The organism is Blastococcus colisei, from assembly GCF_006717095.1.
Lineage (GTDB): Bacteria > Actinomycetota > Actinomycetes > Mycobacteriales > Geodermatophilaceae > Blastococcus_B > Blastococcus_B colisei.
This window is the reverse complement of the sequence record NZ_VFQE01000001.1, coordinates 1,587,749-1,611,048: the sequence shown is the minus strand read 5'-3', so window position 1 is coordinate 1,611,048 and position 23,300 is coordinate 1,587,749. Positions and strand designations below refer to the sequence as shown.

Annotated in this window: 18 protein-coding genes; 6 read left to right on the top strand and 12 right to left on the bottom strand. The window is 73.1% G+C overall.

Annotated elements, in window-relative coordinates; translation table 11 throughout:
* Positions 1-247: 247 nt before the first annotated feature.
* The gene (locus FHU33_RS25725; RefSeq protein ID WP_246063392.1) at positions 248-826 is read left to right on the top strand and encodes a hypothetical protein; all 579 of its coding nucleotides are present in this window, start codon (positions 248-250) and stop codon (positions 824-826) included.
* Between the two features lie 126 nt (positions 827-952).
* On the opposite strand, the gene FHU33_RS07605 is transcribed toward FHU33_RS25725, so the two are convergent.
* Positions 953-2,608: an NAD(P)/FAD-dependent oxidoreductase gene (locus FHU33_RS07605; RefSeq protein ID WP_142024798.1), complete on the bottom strand. Its 1,656-nt coding sequence runs from the start codon at positions 2,606-2,608 to the stop codon at positions 953-955.
* A gap of 145 nt (positions 2,609-2,753) precedes the next feature.
* Here FHU33_RS07605 and FHU33_RS07600 point away from each other — a divergent pair, with 145 nt between their 5' ends.
* The 5 genes from FHU33_RS07600 (at position 2,754) to FHU33_RS07580 (ending at position 9,827) form a co-directional block, all read left to right on the top strand.
* Positions 2,754-3,278 carry an HAD domain-containing protein gene (locus FHU33_RS07600; RefSeq protein ID WP_142024797.1) on the top strand — a complete coding sequence of 175 codons (525 nt, stop codon included), beginning with the start codon at positions 2,754-2,756 and terminating at the stop codon, positions 3,276-3,278.
* A 440-nt stretch (positions 3,279-3,718) separates the two neighbouring features.
* Positions 3,719-4,495, top strand: coding sequence for a biosynthetic peptidoglycan transglycosylase (locus tag FHU33_RS07595; protein ID WP_246063390.1), 777 nt, complete (start codon positions 3,719-3,721; stop codon positions 4,493-4,495).
* 158 nt (positions 4,496-4,653) lie between these two features.
* Complete coding sequence (locus tag FHU33_RS07590) at positions 4,654-7,377, top strand: ATP-binding protein (protein WP_142024795.1); 2,724 nt, start codon at positions 4,654-4,656, stop codon at positions 7,375-7,377.
* Positions 7,378-7,401: 24 nt separating this feature from the next.
* Positions 7,402-8,166 (top strand): tetratricopeptide repeat protein, encoded by a 765-nt coding sequence (locus tag FHU33_RS07585; protein WP_142024794.1) that lies wholly within the window; start codon positions 7,402-7,404, stop codon positions 8,164-8,166.
* A complete protein-coding gene (locus tag FHU33_RS07580; protein WP_142024793.1) occupies positions 8,166-9,827 on the top strand; it encodes a DUF6398 domain-containing protein in 1,662 nt (553 codons plus the stop codon). The genes FHU33_RS07585 and FHU33_RS07580 overlap by 1 nt, the downstream gene beginning before the upstream one ends.
* A gap of 101 nt (positions 9,828-9,928) precedes the next feature.
* On the opposite strand, the gene FHU33_RS07575 is transcribed toward FHU33_RS07580, so the two are convergent.
* The 11 genes from FHU33_RS07575 to FHU33_RS07525 all read right to left on the bottom strand — a co-directional run bounded on the left by FHU33_RS07575 (position 9,929) and on the right by FHU33_RS07525 (position 23,253).
* Entirely contained in the window at positions 9,929-10,453 is a 525-nt protein-coding gene (locus FHU33_RS07575; RefSeq protein ID WP_211355033.1) for a helix-turn-helix domain-containing protein, read from the bottom strand.
* Positions 10,454-10,605: 152 nt separating this feature from the next.
* Positions 10,606-11,547 carry a DUF4253 domain-containing protein gene (locus FHU33_RS07570; protein ID WP_142024792.1) on the bottom strand — a complete coding sequence of 314 codons (942 nt, stop codon included), beginning with the start codon at positions 11,545-11,547 and terminating at the stop codon, positions 10,606-10,608.
* A gap of 121 nt (positions 11,548-11,668) precedes the next feature.
* A complete protein-coding gene (locus FHU33_RS07565; RefSeq protein ID WP_142024791.1) occupies positions 11,669-14,911 on the bottom strand; it encodes an acetyl-CoA carboxylase family protein in 3,243 nt (1,080 codons plus the stop codon).
* On the bottom strand, positions 14,904-15,365 hold the full coding sequence (locus tag FHU33_RS07560) for a hypothetical protein (RefSeq protein ID WP_142024790.1): 462 nt from the start codon (positions 15,363-15,365) through the stop codon (positions 14,904-14,906). The genes FHU33_RS07565 and FHU33_RS07560 overlap by 8 nt, the downstream gene beginning before the upstream one ends.
* A 52-nt stretch (positions 15,366-15,417) precedes the next feature.
* Entirely contained in the window at positions 15,418-16,845 is a 1,428-nt protein-coding gene (locus FHU33_RS07555) for a hypothetical protein (RefSeq protein ID WP_142024789.1), read from the bottom strand.
* A gap of 9 nt (positions 16,846-16,854) precedes the next feature.
* Complete coding sequence (locus FHU33_RS07550) at positions 16,855-17,994, bottom strand: OmpA family protein (RefSeq protein ID WP_142024788.1); 1,140 nt, start codon at positions 17,992-17,994, stop codon at positions 16,855-16,857.
* A 13-nt stretch (positions 17,995-18,007) separates the two neighbouring features.
* Positions 18,008-19,315: a hypothetical protein gene (locus FHU33_RS07545; protein WP_142024787.1), complete on the bottom strand. Its 1,308-nt coding sequence runs from the start codon at positions 19,313-19,315 to the stop codon at positions 18,008-18,010.
* The gene (locus tag FHU33_RS07540; protein ID WP_142024786.1) at positions 19,312-20,031 is read right to left on the bottom strand and encodes a hypothetical protein; all 720 of its coding nucleotides are present in this window, start codon (positions 20,029-20,031) and stop codon (positions 19,312-19,314) included. The genes FHU33_RS07545 and FHU33_RS07540 overlap by 4 nt, the downstream gene beginning before the upstream one ends.
* A gap of 529 nt (positions 20,032-20,560) precedes the next feature.
* A complete protein-coding gene (locus FHU33_RS07535) occupies positions 20,561-21,205 on the bottom strand; it encodes a nuclease-related domain-containing protein (RefSeq protein ID WP_142024785.1) in 645 nt (214 codons plus the stop codon).
* Positions 21,206-21,232: 27 nt separating this feature from the next.
* Complete coding sequence (locus FHU33_RS07530) at positions 21,233-22,303, bottom strand: thermonuclease family protein (RefSeq protein ID WP_170182351.1); 1,071 nt, start codon at positions 22,301-22,303, stop codon at positions 21,233-21,235.
* Positions 22,304-22,542: 239 nt separating this feature from the next.
* Complete coding sequence (locus FHU33_RS07525; RefSeq protein ID WP_142024783.1) at positions 22,543-23,253, bottom strand: type II secretion system protein GspK; 711 nt, start codon at positions 23,251-23,253, stop codon at positions 22,543-22,545.
* Positions 23,254-23,300 lie beyond the last annotated feature (47 nt).

Genomic DNA, 23,300 nt, shown 5'->3' with positions numbered 1-23,300 from the left:
TGGGTGCGTCCACACGGAGGCTGCGAACGGTGGCGTCGACCTTTCTGCTGCGCACGTCTCGGAGCCCGATGACGCGGGCGTCCGGCGAGCGACGAACGCAGTCCCACCGGAGCCACCCCTCTTTACGTGGAGGCTGCAGCTGGCGTGCACCCCTGAAGATGCAGCCACGGTCTCTTGCGATGCCCGCAACATGCGGACCTGCCCACAGGCAGCGGGACGGGTCATCCAGTTCTGGATCGTGGAGCGCATGCGACTGGCTCAGGGGGACGGCATCGCGGTCGAGGGCCAAGCCCCCACCCCCGGCACTCCCTCAGGAACACCCTTCGGCGGCTGGATCAACGACGGCGGCGCCTGCATCGACATCACGGACCTCAATCCGCCGCCGTCGGGCGCGGAGGTGTTCAGCTACTTCCAGCGGCTGCCGCTCCCGCAGCTCACCACCCAGCACCAGCCCCCGGGCGACGGCCTCACGGGACTGCCGGTCATCTTCTACACCGACTCCCCCACGACGCAGACCTTCACCGTCGACATCCGCGGCTTCAGCGTCGTCATCGAAGCCACCGCTGAGAGCTTCACCTGGCACACCGGCGACGCCACCGGCCAGATCATCACCACCGACCCGGGCGCGCCCTACCCCGACCAGACGATCGAGCACTCCTACCGGTCGGGCACCTACGCCGCCTACCTCACCGTCACCTGGGGCGCGACGTTCACCGTCGACAGCAGCGCCGAAGCCGATGTCCCCGGCACCACCACCACCGACGGCCCGCCCGTGACCTTCGACGTCCTCCAGGCCCGGCCGGTCCTCACCAACCCCTACGACTGACCGATCCTCCCGACCGCAGCGCGGCTGAGGCTCGCCGTCATCACGTTCAGGTCGCCGACCTCGTGGTGCAACGCGAGGTCGGCGACCGCAGCGCAAGTTCGGCGCGCAAGGCGACAGACCGGCTGGTCAGACGGCGAGCAGGCGGTGGACGAACTGGATCGCGATCGAGCCCTCGCCGACGGCGGACGCCACGCGCTTGACCGACCCGTGCCGGACGTCCCCGGCCGCGAGCACCCCTGGGACGCTGGTCTCCAGCGTCATCGGGCGCCGGCCGAAGGCCCGGAGCGCGTCGTCGCCGAGCTCCGACCCGGTGACGACGAAGCCGGCGGGGTCGCGCTCGACCGTCGCGGGCAGCCACTCGGTGTGCGGCTGCGCGCCGATCATGAGGAAGAGCGCGTAGGCGCCGACCATCTCCTCGTCGCCGTCCGCCCGGTTCCGCAGCACCAGGTGGTCCAGCCAGCCGTCGCCCCCACCGCCGACCACCTCGGTGCCCGTGCGGACCTCGATGTTCGGCGTCTCCTCCACCTGGTGGACGAGGTAGTGCGACATCCCTGCCTCGAGCGTCGCGGCCCGCACCACCAGGGTGACGCGCTTGGCGTACCCGGCCAGGTGGATGGCGGCCTGTCCGGCGGAGTTCGCGCCGCCGACGATGTAGACCTCCTCGCCGGACACCAGCGGCGCCTCCGAGGCGGCGGCGCCGTAGAAGACGCCGGCGCCGTGCAGCGCCTCGAGAGACTCCACGCCGAGACGGCGGTAGCTGGCGCCCATGGCCAGGACGACGGCCCGGGCCACCACCAGTCCACCGGTGTGCAGGCTGACGACGATGCCGTCGTCCTCCCGGGACAGGTTCGTGACCTGCTGCATGAAGGCGAAGCGGGCGCCGAAGACCCAGGCCTGCTGGTAGGCCCGGCGGGCCAGGTCCGCGCCGGTGACGCCGCGCGGGAAGCCGAGGTAGTTGCGGATCGACGAGCTCGACGTGGCCTGCCCGCCGATGCTGCCCGAGTCGATGACCACCGTGCGCAGCCCCTCGGAGGCGCCGTAGACGCCCGCGGACAGGCCGGCGGGCCCGCAGCCGACGATGACGAGGTCGTAGCGCTCCCCGGACGGGTCGATCGTCGTCCCGGCGGACCGGGCGATGTCCTCGTCGCTGGGGTCCTCCATGACGTGGCCGGTGGGCATCACCAGCAGCGGGAACCGCCGGGTGCCGACGTCAGCGAGGATGGCACGGCCCTCCTCCGACTGGGCCAGGGCGAAGCGGTGCGGCATGGCGCAGCGGCCGAGCACCTCGCGCAGCTGGTACGCCCGGCCGGACCAGGTCTCGCCCACGACGTCGATGGTGTGCGGGGCGCGGCGGCGCGTCTCGGCCCACGCCAGGAGGAAGGTCGACAGCGCCTGGTGGAACTGCTCGTCCGGCGCCGGCGCGGGACGCACCACGTAGTGGTCGATGCGGCCGCGGGCGATGGCCTCGAAGATCGCGTCGCCGGTGTCCGCGTGGCCGACGTGGCCCCACCCGATGAGCAGCGCACGCTGGGCGTGCGGGAAGAAGCGCGCCACCTCGCCGAGGAACTCGCTGCCGGGTGCACCGGCGAGCTGCTCGGCCGCGAGCACGAGGGCGACCTCCTCGCCGCCGGCAGTCAGCTCCTCCATGGTGCTCAGCGCCTCGGTGGTGCTGCCGAGGCAGCAGACCTGGTAGTCGGGCGAGTACCTGGCGCGCAGCTCCCGCTCCACGGACGCCAGCAGGGCGGGATCGTCGTCGACCGCGAGGATCAGGGGGACGGTCATGGCAGCTCCGGTGCATCGGACGCAGACGACCCCGTGCGCGCCGATCCTAGGAACGGCCCGCCTGCTGTGCCAGGGGCCGGTGCGCGTCGCCGGCCGGCGCCGCTCCGATCGTTGTCGACCGGACCGGGCGGGTAGGGACGACGTCGTGTCTGCTCCCCCACCGGTCCTGCTGCTGGACGTCGACGGCGTGCTGAACGCCGTCCGCACCGACCTGCCGGAGGGTTGGCGGCGCGGCACCTACAACGGCTACGTCCTCTCCTGGGACCCGACCGTGATCGCCCGGCTGCGCGAGCTGCACGAGTCCGGCCGGGTGGAGCTGCAGTGGCTCACCACCTGGACCGAGCGGGCCGACGAACTGCTGGCCGAACCCATGGGGCTCCCCCGAGGCCTGCGGACCCACAGCCGGGACGGCGTGCTTCCCACCGGCTTCGGCGGCGAGCTGCGCGGCCTCTCCGGGTGGTGGAAGCTGGCTGCCGCCCGGGCGTTCGCCGAGGCCGAGCCCGACCGGCGCATCGTGTGGATCGACGACGATCTCGCCGAGCAGGCCGCCGACACCAGCGAATGGCTGGCCGCCAACGGTCACGTGCTCGTCGTGGCCCCGGACTTCGCCACCGGACTGACCCACGCCGAGCTGGACCGGGTGGAGGCCTGGCTCGCGGACCCGGGCTGACCCGGCCGAGGCGGGCGGCGCTCACAGGAAGCCGCCGTACCCTCGCGTTTCGACGCCGACCAGGGGAGCACCGCCTCATGGCCTCCGTCCCGCCGGACTCGCGAACGACCCGTTGGCTCCGCCGCCGGCCCAACGACCCGCCGACTCAACCGCAGCCGCGGCAGTCGACGCAGCCGCAGCCGTACGTGGAGCCGTCCCGTCGTCCCCGGTTCGACCGGCCGCCGCCCGCCGGGAACGACTGGTACGGCGCCCCGCCGGGGTACGCCGGACCGCCGCCGGTGGAGGACAGGCCCAGGTACCCGTGGCCCCCGGCGGAGCCGCGGGGTCCGTTTCCGCCCGCCCCACCTCAGCGTCCGGTCCCGCCGGCCCGGGGTCGCCGGAGCCGACGTGAGCGGGTCGGGCGGCGTCCCCGCCGTCGACTGCTCCGCCGCATCGTCAGCGTGCTGGCCGCGCTCGCCGTCGTCCAGGTGCTGCTCGTGCTCTCGCTGCGCTGGGTGGATCCGCCGACGACGGCGTTCATGGCGGCCAACCCCGACGGCGCCATCCAGGAGTCGGTACCGGTCGAACACGTCTCCCGCAACTTCCTGGCCGCGGTCATCGCGCACGAGGACGCCGCGCTCCCCTACCGCTCCGGCGCCTTCGACTGGAACGTGATGTGGGGCCGCGCGCAGGCCCACATCTTCGGCGACGAGGACCCCGCGGGCTCCACCATTCCGCAGCAGGTGGCCAAGAACGTGTTCCTCAACCAGGAGCTGAGCGCGTGGCGCAAGGTGGTGGAGGCGGGGTTGGCCGTCGAGATGGCCGCGTTCGTCGACGACCGCCGGATGCTCGAGCTCTACGCCAACTACGCGCAGTTCGGCCCCACGATCTACGGCGTCTGCGCGGCCGGCTGGTACTACTTCGACTCCCCGCCGGCGGAGCTGTCCGAGGCGCAGGCGGTGCAGTTGGTCGGCCTGCTCCCCTCCCCCGGGCACGTCCAGCGGGCGCCCGGCGGAGGCATGGACTTCGAGGTGGACGACGGCATGGGCTGGCTGTCCCGCTCGCACGTGATCAACGCGCAGAACCGGGTGCCCGCGCATCTCGACCGGCTCGGCTTCCAGCCCGTGGAGGACTCCGGCGTCGAAGGACTCGCCTCCGACCAGGAACCCTCGGACGACGACTGCTCGACCCCTCCGGAGGAGGTCATCGAGCTGATCGCGGCGGAGGGCACCGCCTGACGGCTGTCGGCGCACTGGTCGCCCGAGGCTGCACGCGGCCGGCCTGCTCCCACTCCCGGTCGGACGGCGGTGCTCTCGGACCCGGACGGAGAGTGGACGAGCTGCGGGCGGGGCTCGGGACTCCCCGCCGGCAGCCCTGCGGGGCTACGGTGCCGCCCATGTCGGCCGTGAAGTCCGGGGAGGACGGCGCCTCGCCAGTCCCCGAGCCACGCCGGCCGCGCACCCGGTCACCCCGCCACGCCGGGGCGTTGCCGGCCGGCCTCGTCACGTTCGTGATGGCCGACATCGAGGGATCCACCCGGCTGTTCCACCAGCTCGGCGACGACTACCCGGCCCTGCTGGAGCGGTACCGCGCGCTGCTGCGCCGCGTCTGCCGGCGCCACCGCGGGCTCGCTTTCGAGACCGACGGCGACGCGCTGCTGGCCGCCTTCGCCGACGCCGGCGACGCGGTCGCGGCCTGCCTGGGCGCCCAGCGCGAGCTGACCGGCCCCCGGTGGCGGGGACCCGTGCGGGTGCGGGCCCGGATGGGCGTGCACACCGGCGTTGCGACTCCTGTCGGCACCGGCTACGTGGCCCTCGCGGTGCACCAGGTGGCCCGCATCTGCGCGGGGGCGCACGGCGGCCAGGTGCTGCTGTCCGAGGCCGCGACCGACGCCGCCGCAGGCCACCTGCCGCGCGGCGCCGAGCTCGCCGTCCTCGGCTCGTTCCGGCTGCGCGGCTTCCCCGCCGCCGTCCGGCTCGCCCAGCTGCACCACCCGGACCTGCGGGCCGACTTCCCGCCGCCCCGGGGGCTGGGCGACATCGCCCCCGTCCTGCCCACCCCGCTCACCTCGTTCGTCGGGCGGGCGCGGGAGCTGGACGTGCTGAGCGCGCGGATCGCCGGCCAGCGGCTGGTCACCGTCGTCGGCCCGGGCGGCAGCGGGAAGACGCGGCTGGCGCTGGAGGCGGCCCGGCGGCAGGAGTCGCGCGGCATTCCCGCCGTCCTCGTGGAGCTGGCCGGTACGAGCGACCCGGCGCTGCTGCCGGCGCAGGTGGCGACGGCGCTGGGCGTCGCCCTGTCGGTCGGCGACCCGCTGGCCGCGCTCGGCGACGCGCTGCGGGACCGGCAGCTGCTCCTGCTCCTCGACAACTGCGAGCACCTGCTGGACGCCGCCGCGCTGCTGGCGGCCACGCTGCTGGCGCAGTGCCCGCACCTGCAGGTGCTCGCCACGTCCCGGCAGCCGCTCGGCGTGCTCGGCGAGTCGGTGATGCCGTGCGAGCCGCTCGAGGTGGAGGGCGCCGACAGCGACGCGGCGCGGCTGTTCCTCGACCGGGCGCGCCTCGCGGTGCCCGGCCTGGCCGAACCGTCGCCGGAGGACCTCGAGCTCGTGCGGCGGCTCTGCGCCGAGCTCGACGGTCTGCCGCTCGCGCTGGAGCTGGCCGCGGCGACGCTGCAGACGCTGCCGCTGGCGGAGCTGGTCACCCGGCTCGGCGACCGCTTCGCCGTGCTCGGACAGGGGCTGCGCGGCGTGCCGGAGCGGCAGCGGACGCTGGCCGCCACCATCCGGTGGAGCGTGGACCGGTTGCCGCCGGCCGAGCTGGCCGTCTTCACGGCGGTGTCGGTGTTCGCCGGCGGCTTCAGCGTCGACGCCGTGGACGCCGTCGCCGGCCCCGAGCTGGGCAGCGGCGGTGACACGCTGACGCCGCTGCGGGCGCTGGCCGACAAGTCGCTGCTGCAGGTCGACCACGGCGCCGGCCGCTACCGCATGCTCGAGACGCTGCGCCAGTACGCCGACACCCTGCTCGACGACGCCGGGCGACGCCGGTTGCGCGACCGGCAGGTGGCCTTCCTGGTCGGCCTCACCGAGCGGATCGAGCCGACCCTGCGCACCCGGCACGCCGCGCCCGGATGGCGGCGGCTGGACGCCGAGCGGCTCAACGTGCGCGCCGCCTTCGCGCACGCCCTCGCCACCGGCCAGGGCGAGGGGGCGCTGCGGATCGCCGCGGCGGTCAGCTGGTGGTGGTACCGCCGCGGACAGGTCGGCGAGGGCCGCCGCTGGGTGGCCGACGCGCTCGCCGCCGCCCCCGAGGCTCCGGCCGCCGTCCGGGTGCGGGCGCTGCTCGGCGACGCGCTGCTCGCCTACCTCGCCGGCGACGTCGCCGCGGTGCGCGCACGGGTCGAGGAGGTGGTGGCCCAGGCGCCCGACGAGGCCGGCGAGGCCCTCGCGCTCGCCCTGGTGCTGCGCGCCTACCTGCGCGCGCTGCTCGGTGAGACCGACGCCGTGGCCGACTTCGAGGTCGACGCCGCGCGCGCCGTGGCGGCGGCCGAGCGCAGCGGGGTCGGCTGGGTGCGGGCCGAGATCGCCATGACCCGAGGCCAGTTCGCCCGGGTGGCCGGGGACGCCGAGGCCGCGCTGCGCCACCTCGACGAGTCCGAGGCGATCGCCGTCGAGCAGGGGCACACCTGGGGCGCGGGCTCGGCGCTGTACGTGCGCGCCAAGGTGCTGCTCGCCCTCGGCCGCGCTCCGGAGGCGGTGCAGGCGGCGGCCGCGGCCGTGAGCAGCGCGCTGGCCGACGACGACGCGACGGGCATCCTCGCCGTCCTGCTCACCGGCGCAGGTGCCGCCACGGCATCGGGGTCGCCCCGCCAGGGTGCGGTGATCCTCGGCGCGATCGAGACACTCAGCCGCCGGGTCGGCTACGACCCGCTGCTGATGGACCCGGTCGACGGCCAGGCGTACGCCGCCGCCACACGTGCGGCGCTGCCTTCGGCCGAGTACGACGCCGCCTCCGCCGAAGGCCGAGGGCTGGACCTGCTCGGCGCCTGCGCCGTGCTGATCGACCTGGCCAGCGCCGTCCGTTCCGAGCAGGCGGCCGGCACGACGGAGCGCCGCGGTTCCTGAGGCAGCCGGTTCGCCATCGACGAGGTGCCGAGTCGGTCCCCGCTCACCAGGCGTCTGGAGTTCTCCGCCCGGACGGCAGCGGACCACCGACGCGCCGCCGCGACAATGGTCGCCTGGGCGGACGAGGCGCACCCGGACGACGAGACCGGGCCGGCCCGCCTGCTGAACGCGGCCGCGTGGCATCTGGACCAGGTGGAGGAGCACGACGCCGCGCTCGCCCTCTACCGCCGCGCGGTCGCCGCTCGCGGGACGGTCCTGCCGGACGCGCGCTGCTACCACGCCGCACTCCTGCGGGTAGGGCTGGTGGACGAGGCGCGACGGCTCAGCGACGAGGTCCGACGGACGGCGCCCGCGGATCTCGACGTCTACGTCTTCATGAGCGAGAACCACGAGCTGGCCGGCGATCTGCAGCAGGCGTACCGGTGGCTGAACATGGGCGTCCGGCAGCTGGAACTGCCCGACCGGGTGGACGTACATCCCAGCAACGACTATGCGGAGCTCGTCCTGCTGCGGGCTCGCCGACGGATGCGGGAGTCCCTGGGGTTTCCGCCCGACGACGTCGACGAGCTGGTGCCACCGCTCACCCTGCCGACGAGGCGTAGCCGCGGCCACGGCCGCGTCGTAGGCGGCGGCGCGCTCGGAGGGCCCTCGCTAGCGTGGCGACCATGTCGAAGCGCTCGCGCCGCGAGAAGGCTCGCCGGGCCCAGGCTCACCGGGAGCGGCCCGCCCGCTCCGGGCGACGACCGGTGCGGCGCGGACCGACGGGTGACCCTCGCGAGACCGACCTGATGGACGACGTCGCCGCCGCGCTCGACTCCGGATCGCCGCTGCCCCTGCTCGGTCTGGCCAGCTCGATCCTGGCCACGTTCGAGCAGCGCCCCTCGTTCGGCCGGCCGGCCGAGCCGTCCCCGCCCGACCGCGACGAGTTCATCGACAGCTTCTTCACCGTCGACCTGCGTGAGACGTCCGCGCTGCTGACCGCCCTCGCCGGGTTGTCGGGTGACGACGTGCTGCGCAGGCGAGCGCACCGGGAAGTTTCCGCGCGCGGCCACGTCCTGCCGCGCTGGCTGCTGAGCCTGGATGCGGCGCAGCCGGTCGAGCGGGTGGTGCGCATGCGGCACGTCCTGGGCGACTCGGAGAACATCGTCCTCGCCGTCCGGCTGGCCGGTGGGTTCGAGCTGTCCGTCGTCACCCTCGTCGACCACAACATGGGCACGGTGGTCAAGGACTCGTTCCCCGTTCCGGACCGGCTCGACGACCTCGTGCCCACGCTCGAGGACGCCATCGACGATCCCGACGTCACGCTGACCGACCTCGACCCCGCCGACGCCCGCGCGATGCTGACCGAGGCGATCGACTTCGGTGCGATCATGTTCCCGCCGATCGAGACCGACAGCTGGCCGGCCAGTCGTCCCTTCGTCCGGTGGGCGCTCGGTCTGTTCCCGACCGGGGGCAGCGGCTGGGTGCGGCCCGACTGGCCGGACGACGCCCGGACTGCGCTGGTCGAGCGTTTCCTCGCCTCGCCCTTCGGGACCGGGCTCGACGACGGCGACTCCCGCGGCCTGCTCGACGACCTGCTGTGGTTCGGCGCCGACTACGGCCCCGGCGACCCCCTGCGCTGGAGCCCGACCAGCGTCGAGATCCTGCTGACCGACTGGATCCCTCGCAAGATCGTCGCCGACGTCGGCTACCTGGCGAAGGCGCCGGACCTGCTGCGCGCGTTCATCCGCTTCGCCCACGCCGAGCGGGGCCTTCGCGCCGAGCTGACGACAGACACCCTGGCCGCCGTCGACGACTGGGAGCCGGAGTACCAGCAGACCATCCGCTCCGCTCGCCCCCAGGGCCCGGAGGCACTGCTGGCCAGGATGGGGGCGCTCGGCCTCGACGAGGCCCTGCGCACACCTGAGGAGCTGGCTGCGGAGTACCGCGCCCGTGCGCTGACGACCTGGCAGGGGGCCGTCGGTGGACCCGAGGCGCTGGAGCGGCTGGATGCCGAGCCGCTGCCCGATGAGCAGTTCGACTGGCGGCAGGTGCCCGACGACGTCCATGAGCACGTCGCCGAGGTGCTCGTCCTGGTCGACCGCTGCTGCGACGAGCTCTTCGACGTCGAGCTGAGGACGGCGGCCCGCCGGCTCCTCGCGCGCCTGGCCACTGCCGCTCCGCAACTCGTCGCCGGACGGTCGCGGGCCGACCTGACCGCCGCGACGGTCTGCTGGATGGTGGCCCGGGCCAACCGTCTGCTCGACCGCGGATCGCCGTCCGTCAAGGACCTGATGGGCTGCCTGGGCGTCCGGTCGAGCAGCCCCTCCCAGCGCGCCAAGCCGCTCCTGCGCGCGCTCGGCATCGACGCCGACGAGTGGGTCTACAACGAATCGCCGCTCGGTGCGCCCGACTATCTGACCAGCGGCAGGCGGGCCGAGATCATCGCGGCCCGCGACAGGCTGCGGTGACAGTCGGGGGGGCCGCTGGCGGGGGCGTCCGCGACTGACATGGGAGTCGATCGCATCGAGGGCAGCCTGGACGCCCAGCAACCGCTGGCGCCGGTAGCGACTCACAATGAGACGAGGTCGGCGTCGATGCGGGCCCGGACTTCGGGCTTGAGCCTGTCGGCGGGGACGACGTCGACTCGGGTGGCCAAGAGTTCCTCGAGGTCGTGACGCAGACTCCCGAGCGCGAACAGACCCGTGCCGGCGGGCAGGTCGATCAGGAGATCGATGTCGCTGTCGGTCCTCTCGGTGCCGCGCGCAACGCTGCCGAAGACGCGGACGTCTCGAGCTCCGTATCGCGCAGCGATGCTCGTGATTTCCCGCCGGTGTCGGTGTACGCGCCGGCCGAGCACGCCTGCGAGCGGCGCCGGACGCGCGGGCTCGGCCGCCACCAGAGAACCCTCGAGGACGTGGCCGGTGGCGGCGAGCATGCCGAGAAGAACCGGTAGGGAAGGCTGGCGCCGGCCCGACTCGTAGGCGCTGATCGCGCTCTGAGTGGTGCCGGCGCGCTGCGCGAGCTGGGCCTGCGTCATGCCCGCACGTCGACGCGCCTCCTGCAGCAAGCTGCCCGCGGACTCGATCACCGGCACCCGCGCAATATAACGGATCGTAGATACCGTTCCGTTGCTGAAGTGTCCACCGTCCGGACCTTCTGGCCCCTTCGCCTCCAGCCGATCGCTGCCATCGAGGACCGGTGATGGGAGTCCCGCGGGATGGCGACCCGCGGCCGCTGACGCCCCATTCAGTCCCACCACAGCTTCCAGACCGGCCGGTCGACGAGGAGCTCCGCCAGACCGGCGACCGTGCCGCCCGCCGCGTAGCCGAAGCCGTCCACCGGGCCGTCCTCCGCCAGCACGTCGGGGCACAGTGCCGCCAGTTCGGCCGCGATGGGGAGCGCCTCCGACTCGTTCCTCGGCGGGCGAGGCACCAGGAGGGTGAGCGTGGCGAACCCGAGCCCCGCGAGAACGACGCCGAACCGCTCCTCCCAGCTCCGGAGGACGGCGGAGACCTGGGCGGCGCTCCTGCTGTTGATCGCACCGTGCCACCCGATCGAGGCGACCGCATCGGCGGGGCGCCGGCACGGCACCAGGCCGATCCGCGTCCATCCCCCCAGCGCGACGGCGTCCGCGGGCACCGAGGCGGGAGGAGCCGCACGCTGCAGCGGCGCCGACAACCCGGGGAACTCCGCGCCGAACGGCCGAAGGTGCTCGACGTAGGGATCGGTCCCGATCGGGACGAGGCTGTCCGCCCACCCCTCGGCCAGCACGGTTTCCGGGCGGAGTGCGTCGACGTCCGCGAGGGGAATCGGCTCCAGTTCTCCGGAGTCCCAGGGGCGGTGCAGGTGGTCTGCGGAGAGCGGTGTCAGCACCAGCGGCCACAGACCCGTCCCGGGGAAGAGGTCGACCAGCCGCCGCCAGCCGGCCGCAGCGTCGTGGCTTCCGCGGTCGGCCAGCCACAGCGCCGACGCCGGCGGGGTCGCCGCCTCGGGGATGAGGCCGCGCGCCACGGCGGGGCGGCCGACACCGAGGTCGACGTCGCCCAGCCGGAGCCGGCCGGCAGCGGGGAGGTCGACGCGCACTGACGAGGGAAGGTCGACGTCCGAGAGCAGCGGTACCGGGATGCGCTCGTCGGACATCGGCATGTCGAGCAACGAGGGATGGAAGCGACGCCGGGAGGAGGACATGCCCTGACCCTGCCGCGGTCGCTAGCGCTGCGAGGCGCCTCGGTCAGATCTGTGGACCCGTCCGCCGGATCCACAAGGCACCCGCGGGCCACCCCGCGCTGGCGACGGCCCCGGCAGGCCGTCACCAGGTGTCCACGTTGGGCCGCACCCGACCTTCCCGGCTGGGTGTGTCAGCGACCTCGCGGGTCAGGGTGGTGATCCACCGGCGGGTGTCGGCGGGGTCGATGACGTCGTCGATCTCCCAGTGGGCGGCCACGTTGAGGCCCTTGCCCTTCTCGTACGCCGCGGCCACCGCCGCGTCGTAGGCGGCGGCGCGCTCGGCGTCGTCCTCGATGGCCGCCAGCTCCCGGCGCATGCCGAGGCGCACCGCGCCCTCCAGGCCCATCGGGCCGAACTCGCTCGACGGCCAGCCGACGGTGAACCGCGGGACCTTCGTGCTGCCGCCGGCCATGGCCTGCGCGCCGAGGCCGTAGGCCTTGCGGACGACGACGGTGCCGATCGGGACCGACAGGTTGGCGCCGATGACGAACAGCCGGGAGAAGTGGCGGACGGTCGCCGTCTTCTCCGACTCGGGGCCGACCATGAAGCCCGGGGTGTCGCAGAGCGAGACGACCGGCAGCCCGTGCGCGTCGCAGAGCTGCAGGAAGCGGGCGGCCTTGTCGGCGGCGTCGGCGTCGATGGCGCCGCCGAGGTGGGTGGGCACGTTGGCGATGACGCCGATCGGCGCGCCCTCGACCCGGGCCAGCGCGGTGACCATGCCGGCGCCCCAGCCGTCGCGGAGCTCGAGCACGCTGTCCTCGTCCGCGAACGCGTGCAGGACGGCGCGCATGTCGTAGACCCGCTTGCGGTTCTCCGGGACCAAATGGCGGAGCGCACGCTGGTCGGGCGCCGTCCAGTCGGCTACCGGGCCCTGGAAGTAGGAGAGGTATTTTCTGGCCGCCGCGACGGCGGCCGCGTCGTCGGCGACCCGGATGTCGACGACGCCGTTGGCGTGCTGGACGTCGATCGGGCCGATCTCCTCGGGCGCCACCACGCCCAGTCCGCCGCCCTCGATCATCGCGGGGCCGCCCATGCCGATGTTCGCGTCCTCGGTGGCGATGACGACGTCGCAGGTGCCGAGCAGCGCGGCGTTGCCGGCGAAGCAGCGGCCGCTGGCGATGCCGACGGTCGGGACGAGCCCGGAGAGCCGGCCGAACAGGGTGAACGCCGCGGTGTCGAGCGCGGAGACGACCGGGTGGTCGACGTCGCCGGGCCGGCCGCCGCCGCCCTCGGCGAAGAGGATGACGGGCAGCCGGCGTTTCTCGGCCAGCTCGAACAATCGGTCCTTCTTGAGGTGGCCGCGCATGCCCTGGGTGCCGGCGAGGACGGTGTAGTCGTAGGAGACGACGACGGCCGGGTCGCCGTTGATGTCGGCCAGCCCGCCGACGACGCCGTCCGCCGGGGTGCGCTCCTGCAGCTCCTCCCGGCTGCGGCGGCGCTCCTGGGCGGCGAAGACCAGCGGCCCGTACTCGAGGAAGCTGCCCTCGTCGACGAGGTCGGCGAGGTTCTCGCGGGCGGTGCGGCGGCCCTGGGCGTGCCGTCTGGCCACCGCCTCGGTGCGGTGCTCGTCGAGGCCCTGCTCGTGGCGGCGTCTGACCTCGGCGAGGTCGGCGCGGTCTGCGTCGAGGTCGTGCTGGTCCTGGTCCTGCTCGGCGTCGCCGTCGTAGTGCTCGACGGTGGCGAGCAGCTGGCCCTGCTGGACGGTGTCGCCCAGCTGGACGGCGATGCGGAGGACGGTGCCGCCGGCCGGGAGCGCAACGACGTGCTCCATCTTCATCGCCTCCAGGACGACGACCGCTCCCCCGGGCTTCACTGTCGTGCCCGCGGTGGCCTCGACGGCGACGACGGTGCCGGGGACGGAGGCCCGCAAGGCGTCCTCGTCGGGGGTGAGCTGCTCGGAGCGCTCCTCCGGCTCGGCGTGCTGCGGTGCCTTCGCGACCAGCTCGGCGACCTTGTCGTCGACGAGCGTGGTGGTGGCCCGCCCGGCGAGGACGTCGGGGTCGGTGAGGACGGCGCGGAGGAAGGCGGTGTTGGTGGCGATGCCGCGGACGTCGACCTCGGCCAGCGCCCGGTCCAGGTGGCGGAGTGCGTCGCCAAGCTCGCCCTGCCTCTCGTGGACGACGACCTTCGCCAGCAGCGAGTCGTAGCGCGGGCTCTGCTCGACGCCGGGTCGGGCGGCGGTGTCGACGCGGACGCCGGGCCCGCCGGGGAGGGCGAGCGAGGTGATGGTGCCGGCGGAGGGGACGACGACGCCGTCGGCGGTGATGGTCTCGGCGTTGACGCGGGCCTGGACGGCCCACCCGAGCGGGAGGGGTGCGCCGTCGGCGAGGCCGAGGTCGGCGAGGGTGGCGCCCGTGGCGACCCGTAGCTGCAGGCGCACGAGGTCGAGGCCGGTCGTCTCCTCGGTGACGGTGTGCTCTACCTGCAAACGCGGGTTGCACTCGAGGAAGACGAAGCGCTCGGGGTCGCCGGCGGAGACGAGGAACTCGACGGTGGCGAGGCCGCGTAGCGATACCTCCGTCGCCAGCTTCCTGGCGGCGTCGTGCAGCTGGGTGCGGACGGAGTCGGGCAGGTTAGGCGCAGGGGCGATCTCGAAGATCTTCTGCCGCGAGCGCTGCAGCGAGCAGTCCCGGTCGCCGAGGACGACGACGGCTCCCTTGCTGTCGCCGAGGACCTGGACCTCGATGTGCCGGGCGGGGTGGAGGAACGTCTCGGCGAGGAGCGCGGCGTTCCCGAAGGCTGCACGCGCGTCGGCCGTGGCGCTGCGGATCGCCGCCTGCACGTCGTCGCCCCGGCGGACGACGCGGGTGCCTCGGCCGCCCCCGCCGAAGCGGGGCTTCAGCATGACGGCGCCCCGTTCCTCCATGAGGCTCGTGACGACGGCGACGTCCACCTGGACGCCGAGGCCTGGGAGCACGGGGATGCCGGCCTTCTCCGCGAGCCCGCGGGCGAGCACCTTGTCGCCGAGGACCACGAGCGCCTTGGGACTGGGGCCGACGAAGACGAGCGGGGAGCCGCGCCGGCTGCTGGCGTCCTCGCAGGCGTCGGGCAGGTCGGGGCTCTCAGAGAGGAACCCGTAGCCGGGATGGAGGAGGTCGCAGCCGGTAGCGATAGCGGCCTGCACGATCGCGTCGGCGTCGAGGTAGGCGGCCGGGCCGCTGCCGGGGAGGACGTAGGCCTCGTGAGCGGCGGCGAGGTGAGCTGCGTCAGGCTCGTCAGCAGCGGTGACGGCGACGCTGGTCATCCCCTCGGCCGCCGCGGCGCGAGCGATGCGGACGGCGATCTCCCCGCGATTGGCGATCAGCAGGCGGTGAGAGTCAGCCACCCGGCGATGCTCGCACGCCGACTAGGTCGGTCCCGTCCATCACCGGTCGCCCTGCCGCGGGCCGGGTGGTGACGACAGTCCAGTTCCCGTCCGCCCACTGCGACCGGTCACGCGGGGAGAGGTCGTGCGAGCTGGGATGGCCGATGTCGACGCCGGTGGCGCGTCCCAAGTCCGAGAGCTGTTCCGTGGCGGCGTCAAGCCGGACGCCGGCCAGGTCGGGCATGCGGGCCTGGTTGCGGGTGGGCGGCGCCGTGGTGGTCGGGGCGACCGACCGTGTGGGCCCCGATGAGGCGGTCGCCGATGGCAGAGCGGTCGCCGGGTCGGCCTCGGTGGCATCGCCCGCCGCGCCGTCCCAGAAGAAGACGGCGAGTCCGACGACGACGACGAGCAGCACGACGATCCCGCGGACGGCGTCGGTGCGCGCGGACGACCGATCGGGCGGGTCGGGGTACATGTACCGGTCTCCAAGAGTTTCGCAGGTGCGTCGGGCGGTGCGGCGGAACTGGCTAGGGGGTCGGTGGCTGAGCCGGTTCGGCCAGTGGCGCCCGCGTGCGGGTCATCAGGTCGATGAGCTCGCCCACCGTCTGGCGAGCGGCCGTGATCTGCTCCGACACCGGCGTCTGACCGTCGCGCCCAGGCGCCGCCGCGGTCGCGAGGGTCAGGTCGTCGACCACGAGCGCAGATCGCTCCAGCCGCTCGAGCTCGGCTAGCTGCCCCAGTTCGGCGGAGAGCTCGGCAGCCTGATCCCGGTGGCGGATCAAGGCGTCGGCCCGATCCCCGAGCCGCAGGGCAGCCCGGTCCAGCGCGTCCATCTGCTGCCGCCAGTAGTCGGCCAGCGACCCGTCCGGCTGGATGCCGAGCTCGTCTCGGGCGGCGTGGATCCGGATCGCCAGGTCGACGATGGTGTCTACCTCCCGCTGCCCGTCGAAGGACTCGCGCGTCCCGGCCATCGCTGGCGAGGACCAGGAGGGCTCGCGCACCGTCTCCTCCCAGGCGCGGTACGCCGCCCCAGCCACCCGCGCCTCGATCGACCCCGAAGCGGCCAGCACCGCCTCCGGCGATCCCGCCCGGGGGCGCCGCCTGGCGGCGGCGCGGCGCTCGGCACTCTTCTCCGGGTCGGTCCAGCCGAGGAACAGCACCATGAGGACCACATACGCCACACCGCCCGGCGCAGCGAAGGTCTGCAGCCCGAGGAAGATCGCGATCGACACGACCCACTGCGTCCAGCGGGGCAGGCGCCGCCAAGCCCTGCCCGCGGACGAGACCAAGTCGGACCCGGCGTCGTCGTCGGGGCGCGCGCGGGTGACGACGATCAGGCCGTCGATGCGCTCGCGCCCGCTCCACAGTCCTGGGTACGGCGTGTCCTCTTCCACGACCGTCTCCGCCTCGGGCGGCAATCCCCCGAGTGGTGCCGCGTTCCCAGGGTCGATCAAGCGCAGCATCCACTCGAGCTTCTCGTGCCGATTCGGCCCTGCCCGCGCCGGCAGGTCAACCGGCCCCGAATCCGTGAAGATGGCGATGCCGGACGCGGTCAGCTCGATCCGGCGGATGCTCGTGCGCGGGATAGCGAGTGCCTTGGAACCGACCCGGAAAGCGGGCGGTGCTGCAGCCAGCGCCCAATTCCACTGGTGACCCGAATGGTCGTCACCGACGAGCAGCGCCCGATTCGTCACGACTAGGACGCCCGCCGAGGTCAGCGACCACGCCACGCGGTGCACGCCGATGATCCGATCCGACGGGCGTATGGCCGAGATGATCGTGGCTATGTCCTGCCTGTCGGGCCGGTGGTTCCAGGGCAGCGTCCGGGCAGATTCCCAGAGACGGTCGACGGACGACACCTCGAATGATCCCTCCTGAGCTACCCCGCAGCTGTCGTCCTGGAAAGAGGCCTCGGACAATTGCTGGCGAAACGGGTATCGACACCCGACCTCCACGACTTGAGCTCAGCACTCCATCTCGGCTACGCCGGCCAGCTGGATCCGCACGGCCCGGTTCGCCGGGAGATCGGTGGGGTCGTAATCGGGGAAGTCGCTACCGACACCGGTCACCGTCATCCGGCCGACGGGGACTCCCAGCTCGACCAGGACGTCGGCCACGCCCTGCGCGCGCTGCCTGCTGAGCGCCCTCTGCCCCTCGTCGTCGCCCTTGTCGGCGGTCGTTCCGGTCAGCGTGGCCGAGAGAACCTGCGACGTCATGCGCTGCGCGATGGGCTGCAGCGTCGCCAGGGCGGCGTCGCCGTCCTGGAACTCGGCGGTGTCGGCCACGAAGGCGATGTCCCCCTCGTCCAGGACGACGGTCTCCACCACGCATCGCGACCCCTCGCCCGGGACGACCGGAGTCACCCGGGGTAGGCCGCGGGCGGGCGTCTCGCTGAGCGGCGCCTCCTCGACGCGGACGTTTGGTGCGGCGGCCGTCTTGACGATCGCGGTCCAGATGGCGATCAGGTTGGCGCGCTGCGCAGCAGGCAGCGGCTCCTGCGGAGCCACGACATCACCGAGCCCGGAGAAGACCACGTCGACGCCGCTGAGATCCGGCAGCTCCCCGGCCTCCGCCAGTGCGGCAGCGAGCGTCTCCGGATCGGCGTCGAGCAGCTCGGGCTGCGCCGCGAAGTTCAGGGCTCCCGTGGTGGAGAGGCCGGAGTCGACGATGACGATCGTGACCTCCCCGTCGACGCTGCTCAGCGATCGGGCAGCAAGCAGCAGTGCCGCGAGGAGGTCGGTCTCTTCCGTCTTCGCCTGCGCCTCACCGAGCGCCCGCTCGATCAGCTCGCGGTTCTGGTCACGGTCCTGCTTCTGGACGATCGAGTTCTCGTCCCGCGCCACCAGCGCACCCGCGCCGTCGAGCTGGAACGGCGCACCGTCGGCGACCACGACCGACAGGTGGCTCTGGGAGACCAGGGCTGACTCGATGGCTTCGGAGGCTGCCCCGGAGAGCGCCGGTGCCGGCATGTTGTTCCGAGCGCCGACGACGATCGACAGCCCACCGGTGGGCTCAGCGCCGTCCGAGCACGCGGCGGTGCCGACCAGGAGTGCGATGGAGACCACGCCTGCTGCGATGCGGCGCAGTGCCGACGGTGCGTTCACGAGTGTCCTTGGATCAGCGGGCGCCGGCGTGATGGCCGTTGCCGTTGCCCTTGCCGTTCGTGGGCGGGAGCGGGTCGGCCGGAGCGGCCGGCCACGGGACGAGCGGCCTGAGGTGACTCGGCCGGGCCTCGCCCGGCGCCCGTCCGGAGACGAGGTTGTTGGTGGCGGCCGGGTCACCGAGCACGCCGGCGACGTGGATGCGCGCCAGCTCCTTGAGCTCGGTGATCTCGGCGTCGACGCTGGCCGCGGCGGCGGCCGTGCGGGCCGCCGTCCGCTCGATCTCGGCGCGAGCGTTGTCGGCCAGCCGCTCGGCCTCGATCGCCGCACTCTCGGCGTCAGCCGCCGCGCGCCGCTGCGCCGCGAGGTCCCGGCGGAGCTTCAGGTAGGACTTCATCCGCGGGTGGTGGTCGGAGAACCCGATCCAGAAGGCCAGGATCCCGGAGCCGATGTAGAGCGCGGCCAGCAGCAGGGCCGCGAGCAGCGGGTCCTCCCCCGACGTCTCCGCGGCGACGCCGCCGAAGGCCACCTGGCCGGTCGAGGCCGTCGGCGCCTCGACCTGGGTCCGCACGTAGAAGGTCGCCGCGCCGAGTGCCAGCCACCCCGTGGTCATGAACGCCAGGGACACCCGGCCGAGGCCGCCCTGTCCCTCGCGCAGGTTCCGCGCCGTCCGGCCCACGACGTGCATGACGCCGACTGCTGCCGCGGCCAAAGCGATCGTCAGCGTCCAGACCATGTAGGCCTGCTGCCCGGTCATCCCGGCGAGCGTGACGTAGAAGGCGGCGAGGTCACCGGCGGTCGCCAGGAGGAGGAGCAGAATGCTGACGCACTGCCAGCCACGCTGGGGGGTGAGCCCCTCCAGCGCGTCGATCGAGGGGCGAGGGCGTCGTCGCCGGTCCGGCGTCTCGCGAGCCGACCCCTCGTTCGGCGCCAGGAGCCGCTGCTCGAAGATCGAGACCAGCCGCTCGGTGTGGTCCCTTTCGGCCTTCGTCACCTCGGCCGTCCGGCGGGCCGCCAGGGCGGCCGCCTCGTAATGGCCGGCCGCCAGCTGGGCCACGGACTGAGCCTCGGCGCCGGCCAACTCGTGGTGGGCGACCCACTGCGGTCGCAGCGACTCGAGCCAGGCGTCGAGCGCATCACCGTTGCCCGCGTCGAGCGAGCCGGTGGCGTGCATCTCGGTGACAACCTTGTGCACCGCGTCGCGTGCCTCGTGTGCCGGCATGCGCGGCGAGAGCGGCGGGTCGGCGGGGTGCCGGAAAGACCACCCGTTCCCGCCGTCGACAGCGCTCGCCGACGAGTTCTCCTGCTGAGGCTTCCTGCTCACGCGGCGGCTCCCGGAGCTCGGTGGGACGGGATGATGTCGTCGGCCAGCACCCATGCCGGCGGGCCGGCGAGGTCGCTTCGCCAGCTGCTGACCAGGGCGTCCCGCTGCGGGTGACGGCGGATCAGGGCGCGCCGGTACAGGGCCGCCAGCCGATCGGCGTACTCGACGAGGCGGAGGGCACGAGACCGGGTGACATCGGCCCGGTTCTGCCTGCGTGCCGCAAGCTCGGCCTCCTCGGCAAGAGTCGCGTCCAGCCGGCGCTGCGCGTCGAGTTCGGCCTCGCGGGCCGCGTCGGCGATCCGTTGGTGCTCGAGCACCCGCCGCTGCCGGACCAGCTCCGGGGGGAGGTCGCGCTCCCCCGCCTTGCGCCGGACCAGCTCCTCCTCCGACGGCGGGACCGCCGCGCGCACCGCAGCCTCCGCCTTCTCCGCGAGGGTCCGCTTCAGGGCCACAAGTTCGGTGTCGATCTCGGCCAAGCGGACGTCGATGGGGCGCACATGGGCGTAGTAGCGGGTGCGCTCGTGCTCGCAGGCGTCGTCGCGGCGGGCCACGAGGTCCCGAAGAGCCGGAGTCGTTTCGGCACTGAGCCCGATGGGCAACCCGGCACGCCGGTCGCTCCGCGCAATCCAGAGCAGGCGCCAGCGGACCGGCCAGTAGACGGGCAACGAGCGGTACGACGCGTCGAAGCGCTCCGCCTTCGATCTGGTTGTGGCCACAGTCTCCCCCGAGGCGGGCGCGCCCCGCCGGTCTTCCGTGGGGTCCTGGCCAGCGGATCGTGCCGCGTCGCAGATGCCCCGTGGATCGTCACCCCCGTGCGACTGATCGACCTCTGCCACGGGCAGTCGCCGATCACGGTGAGCAACGAAAGGCTAGAGCGATTCACCGTCTGTGATCGGCTCCGTGCACGGATCGTGGCGGTTTTCCCCTCCGAGGGGTGAGATCAGCAGCCAGTCGTCCGCCCGGACGCCGGACAGGAGCCACCCCCGTCGGCGTCGCGGGTGAGCCGATGACCAGAGGCCAGATCGTCAGCTCGCACGGGAGGTCAGGCTTCCGCCGGCCCGCCTACGCAGCGGCGCCGGAGCTACCCAGCCCAATTGACCAGGTCGCGCCCTCGCGCGGCAGCATCGGCGAGCTCGCCGTGTCCGACGAACCGCACGGTCGTGCCAGTCCCCCGCGTTGCCGGTCGACCGCCTGGACCGCCGATCGTGCGGCCTCGAAGCCGCTGGACCCCAGGTCACCACGGCTTCACGTACCGGTCCACGTTGCAGACCGGCGGGCTTGCTCAAAGAGCGTGTCGATGATCGCGACGGGCAGTGCCTGTGGCTGATGCGATAACCAGCGCCACAGCTGCCGCCGTGGCACGACCGCATCGTCCTTCGGCGGCTTCTTGATCCGGACGTCCTGAGCACCGACGGGGACGACGAGGCCGGTGACCGCAATCGGATGACCGACCGCAGAAGACAGCAGGCTGCTCACGCGGTCGGCTTCGTGCCTGCTGTTCCGCACGTAAGGCTGCCGGACGCCGTTGACCATGAAGGTGTCGCCACCGACCCAGAGCCGAGCGCCTGGGTGGTGCTTGGCGTTGAGCGTGAACACGCCGCCCGGGCCGATCACGAAATGGTGGATGTCCGCACCTCGCCTACCGACCGGGATGGCGTGCAGACAGCGCCACCGGGGGTCGTCCTTCATCAAACGCTCGAGCTGACGACCAACACGCTTCTCGCCGGCAGCGCCGAGTCGCCATGCGCGTTCGTCGCTGTGCACGCCCATCAGTCGGGCGAGCACTGACCGGACGGGTGCGGCCGCACGGGCCTGCGCTGCCTGGGCGCTGGCAGCACTGCCCGGGCAACGGATGGCCAGGTCATCCCAGCCCGTGTGCTGCTCGGTCATGTCCATCTCCTCGTCGATCCGCGGGCCTCAGCACGGAATCGGCGTCCACGTCTTCCCGCCAGGCGCGTAACTCCGGCAGCCGGTGTAGGTGCTCGACCCGGATCCGCTGTTGGACGGCGGCGGAGCCGCGGTGCGCGTGGCGGTTGATGGGGACGGGGGGCGATACGACGGCGCCGACTGCTGCGCTGCCCGTGCCGCAGCAGCGGCGCGCTCGGCCGCAGCCTGGCGCGCGGCTTCCGCGGCCGCCTGGCGGGCGGCTTCCTCAGCCGCGCGGCGCGCCTCCTCCGCGAGCTGGCTCTTTCGCGCGTCCCGGGCGATCCCGTTCCTGGTCTCGGCGGACTCCAACCGGTCCTGGACTCTCGCCACCTGCCAGCGAAGAGTGCTCGTCTGGTTGCGGTAGGCCGCCATCGGTAGGACATCCGCGTCGCCGTCAAGAAGAGCCAGCAGGTCCTTGGCGGTCACCAGAAGGGCGACGAGCTCAGCACGGTGCGAGTCGAAGTCGGCGAGCGCTGCCGCGCCTGCGGGTTCCTGCCCGACGGTCTCGGTAGCGGCGGAGCTGAGTTCCTCAACGCGTGCGGGCACCGTGCACTCGATCGAGGTGGCATACAGACCGCGACCACCGCTCACGGCCTCCGCCTGGGCGGCCTCTACCTGCGGCAAGAACTTGACGTTGGGGCCGACGGACATCGCGACGCCCATGCCGGCTCTGGCGATCTCGGCATTGACGAACTCGTCCCCGAGAAAGACGGCAGCCAGTTCTCGGTCGTAGCGGTCGCGCGTCTCCTCGTCCCGCTCGAGGCGCACTTCGGTGCCGACCGGCAACCGCTGCTTCAGCCAGTCGGACGCCTCAGGGCCCAAGCACTCGACCGGAGAATTCGGGTCCACGGCCTCAGGGGTGTCGATGTTGAGAAGGCGAACCCTGTGTTCTCGGCCGCCGTAGCGGACGTCGATGGTGTCGCCGTCGACCACCTTGGTGACCGTCGCGATGGTGGATCCGACCGCGGTCGCCGCAACGATTCCGCCGCCCACGACCACCGCAGCGACGGCCACGGCCGTCAGAGCCTTGTGCGCACCCGCGAGAGCGAGCAGTTCATTCACGTCGACCCCAAGTCCCATGCAGTCATCAAGCCGCGCGAGGATACGAGACGGATGCGTCCGAATCGGCTCCCGGCAGCCCGTGCCACCCGCACTGGTGAGGGCCGAAGCCGGCCGAGACCATTCAGGGGCAGGACTCAGGCACCACCGAGCCCGATGACGGTCCGACCGCCGACGGAGAGCCACCACGGCGCGAAGCGCGGTCGTCAGGTCCAGACCCCGCCCCCCGGTCAGCTGCCATATCAAAAGACCGCCCGTTCCCGGAGGTGCTCTCGCGCAGAGGGCGAAAGCGGCACGCTGTCGACCAACTCCGCCATGTCGAACCACGAGCCGCCGCGGGCGGTGCGCCCCGCCACGATGGCCTCGGCGTCACCGCGGTCGATGTCGGCGACGCGGGCGATCACCTCGGTCGGCGCGGTGTTCACGTCGATCAGCCCGCCGTCGTCGTAGCCGCGGCCCAGGTCGGGACGACCGATGCCGAGTTCCCGCCGCAGACCGGGTTCCCGCGTGACGAGCTGCCGGGTCTCCTCGCGGCGAGCCCGGGCGCCGAGTGCACGGGCGACCGCCGGGTCGTCGTGCCCGGGGACGACGCCAGGTGCGCCGTACACCTCGCGGCGGAGCGAGCGCAGCTGGATGCACGCGACGACCACGACGAACACGGCGCTCAACCCGCCGATGGTGCTGAGCGTCTCGTTGCCCGACGTTCCGTCGGGCTGCTGCGGCGGCGTGAGCGCCATGAGGATGACGAGGTAGATGCCGGCCGCCGTGTAGGCCATCGCGAGCGGGCGCACCTTCCGCCGGCCAAGCCGGTCTGCGGCGTGCCAGAACGGCACGGCGGCGAGGAAGCCGGCCGAGGCGATGGTGAGCACGAAGTACCAGGCACCCGCCCGAAACCGCTGGCCGGACGTAGCCGTGCTCGGTGTCGCCTGGGCTGGGAGGTGCGGCGGGGTCATGTGGTTCCTTTCGATGATTCGGTGAGAGCCGATTGCCGGCGGCCGCG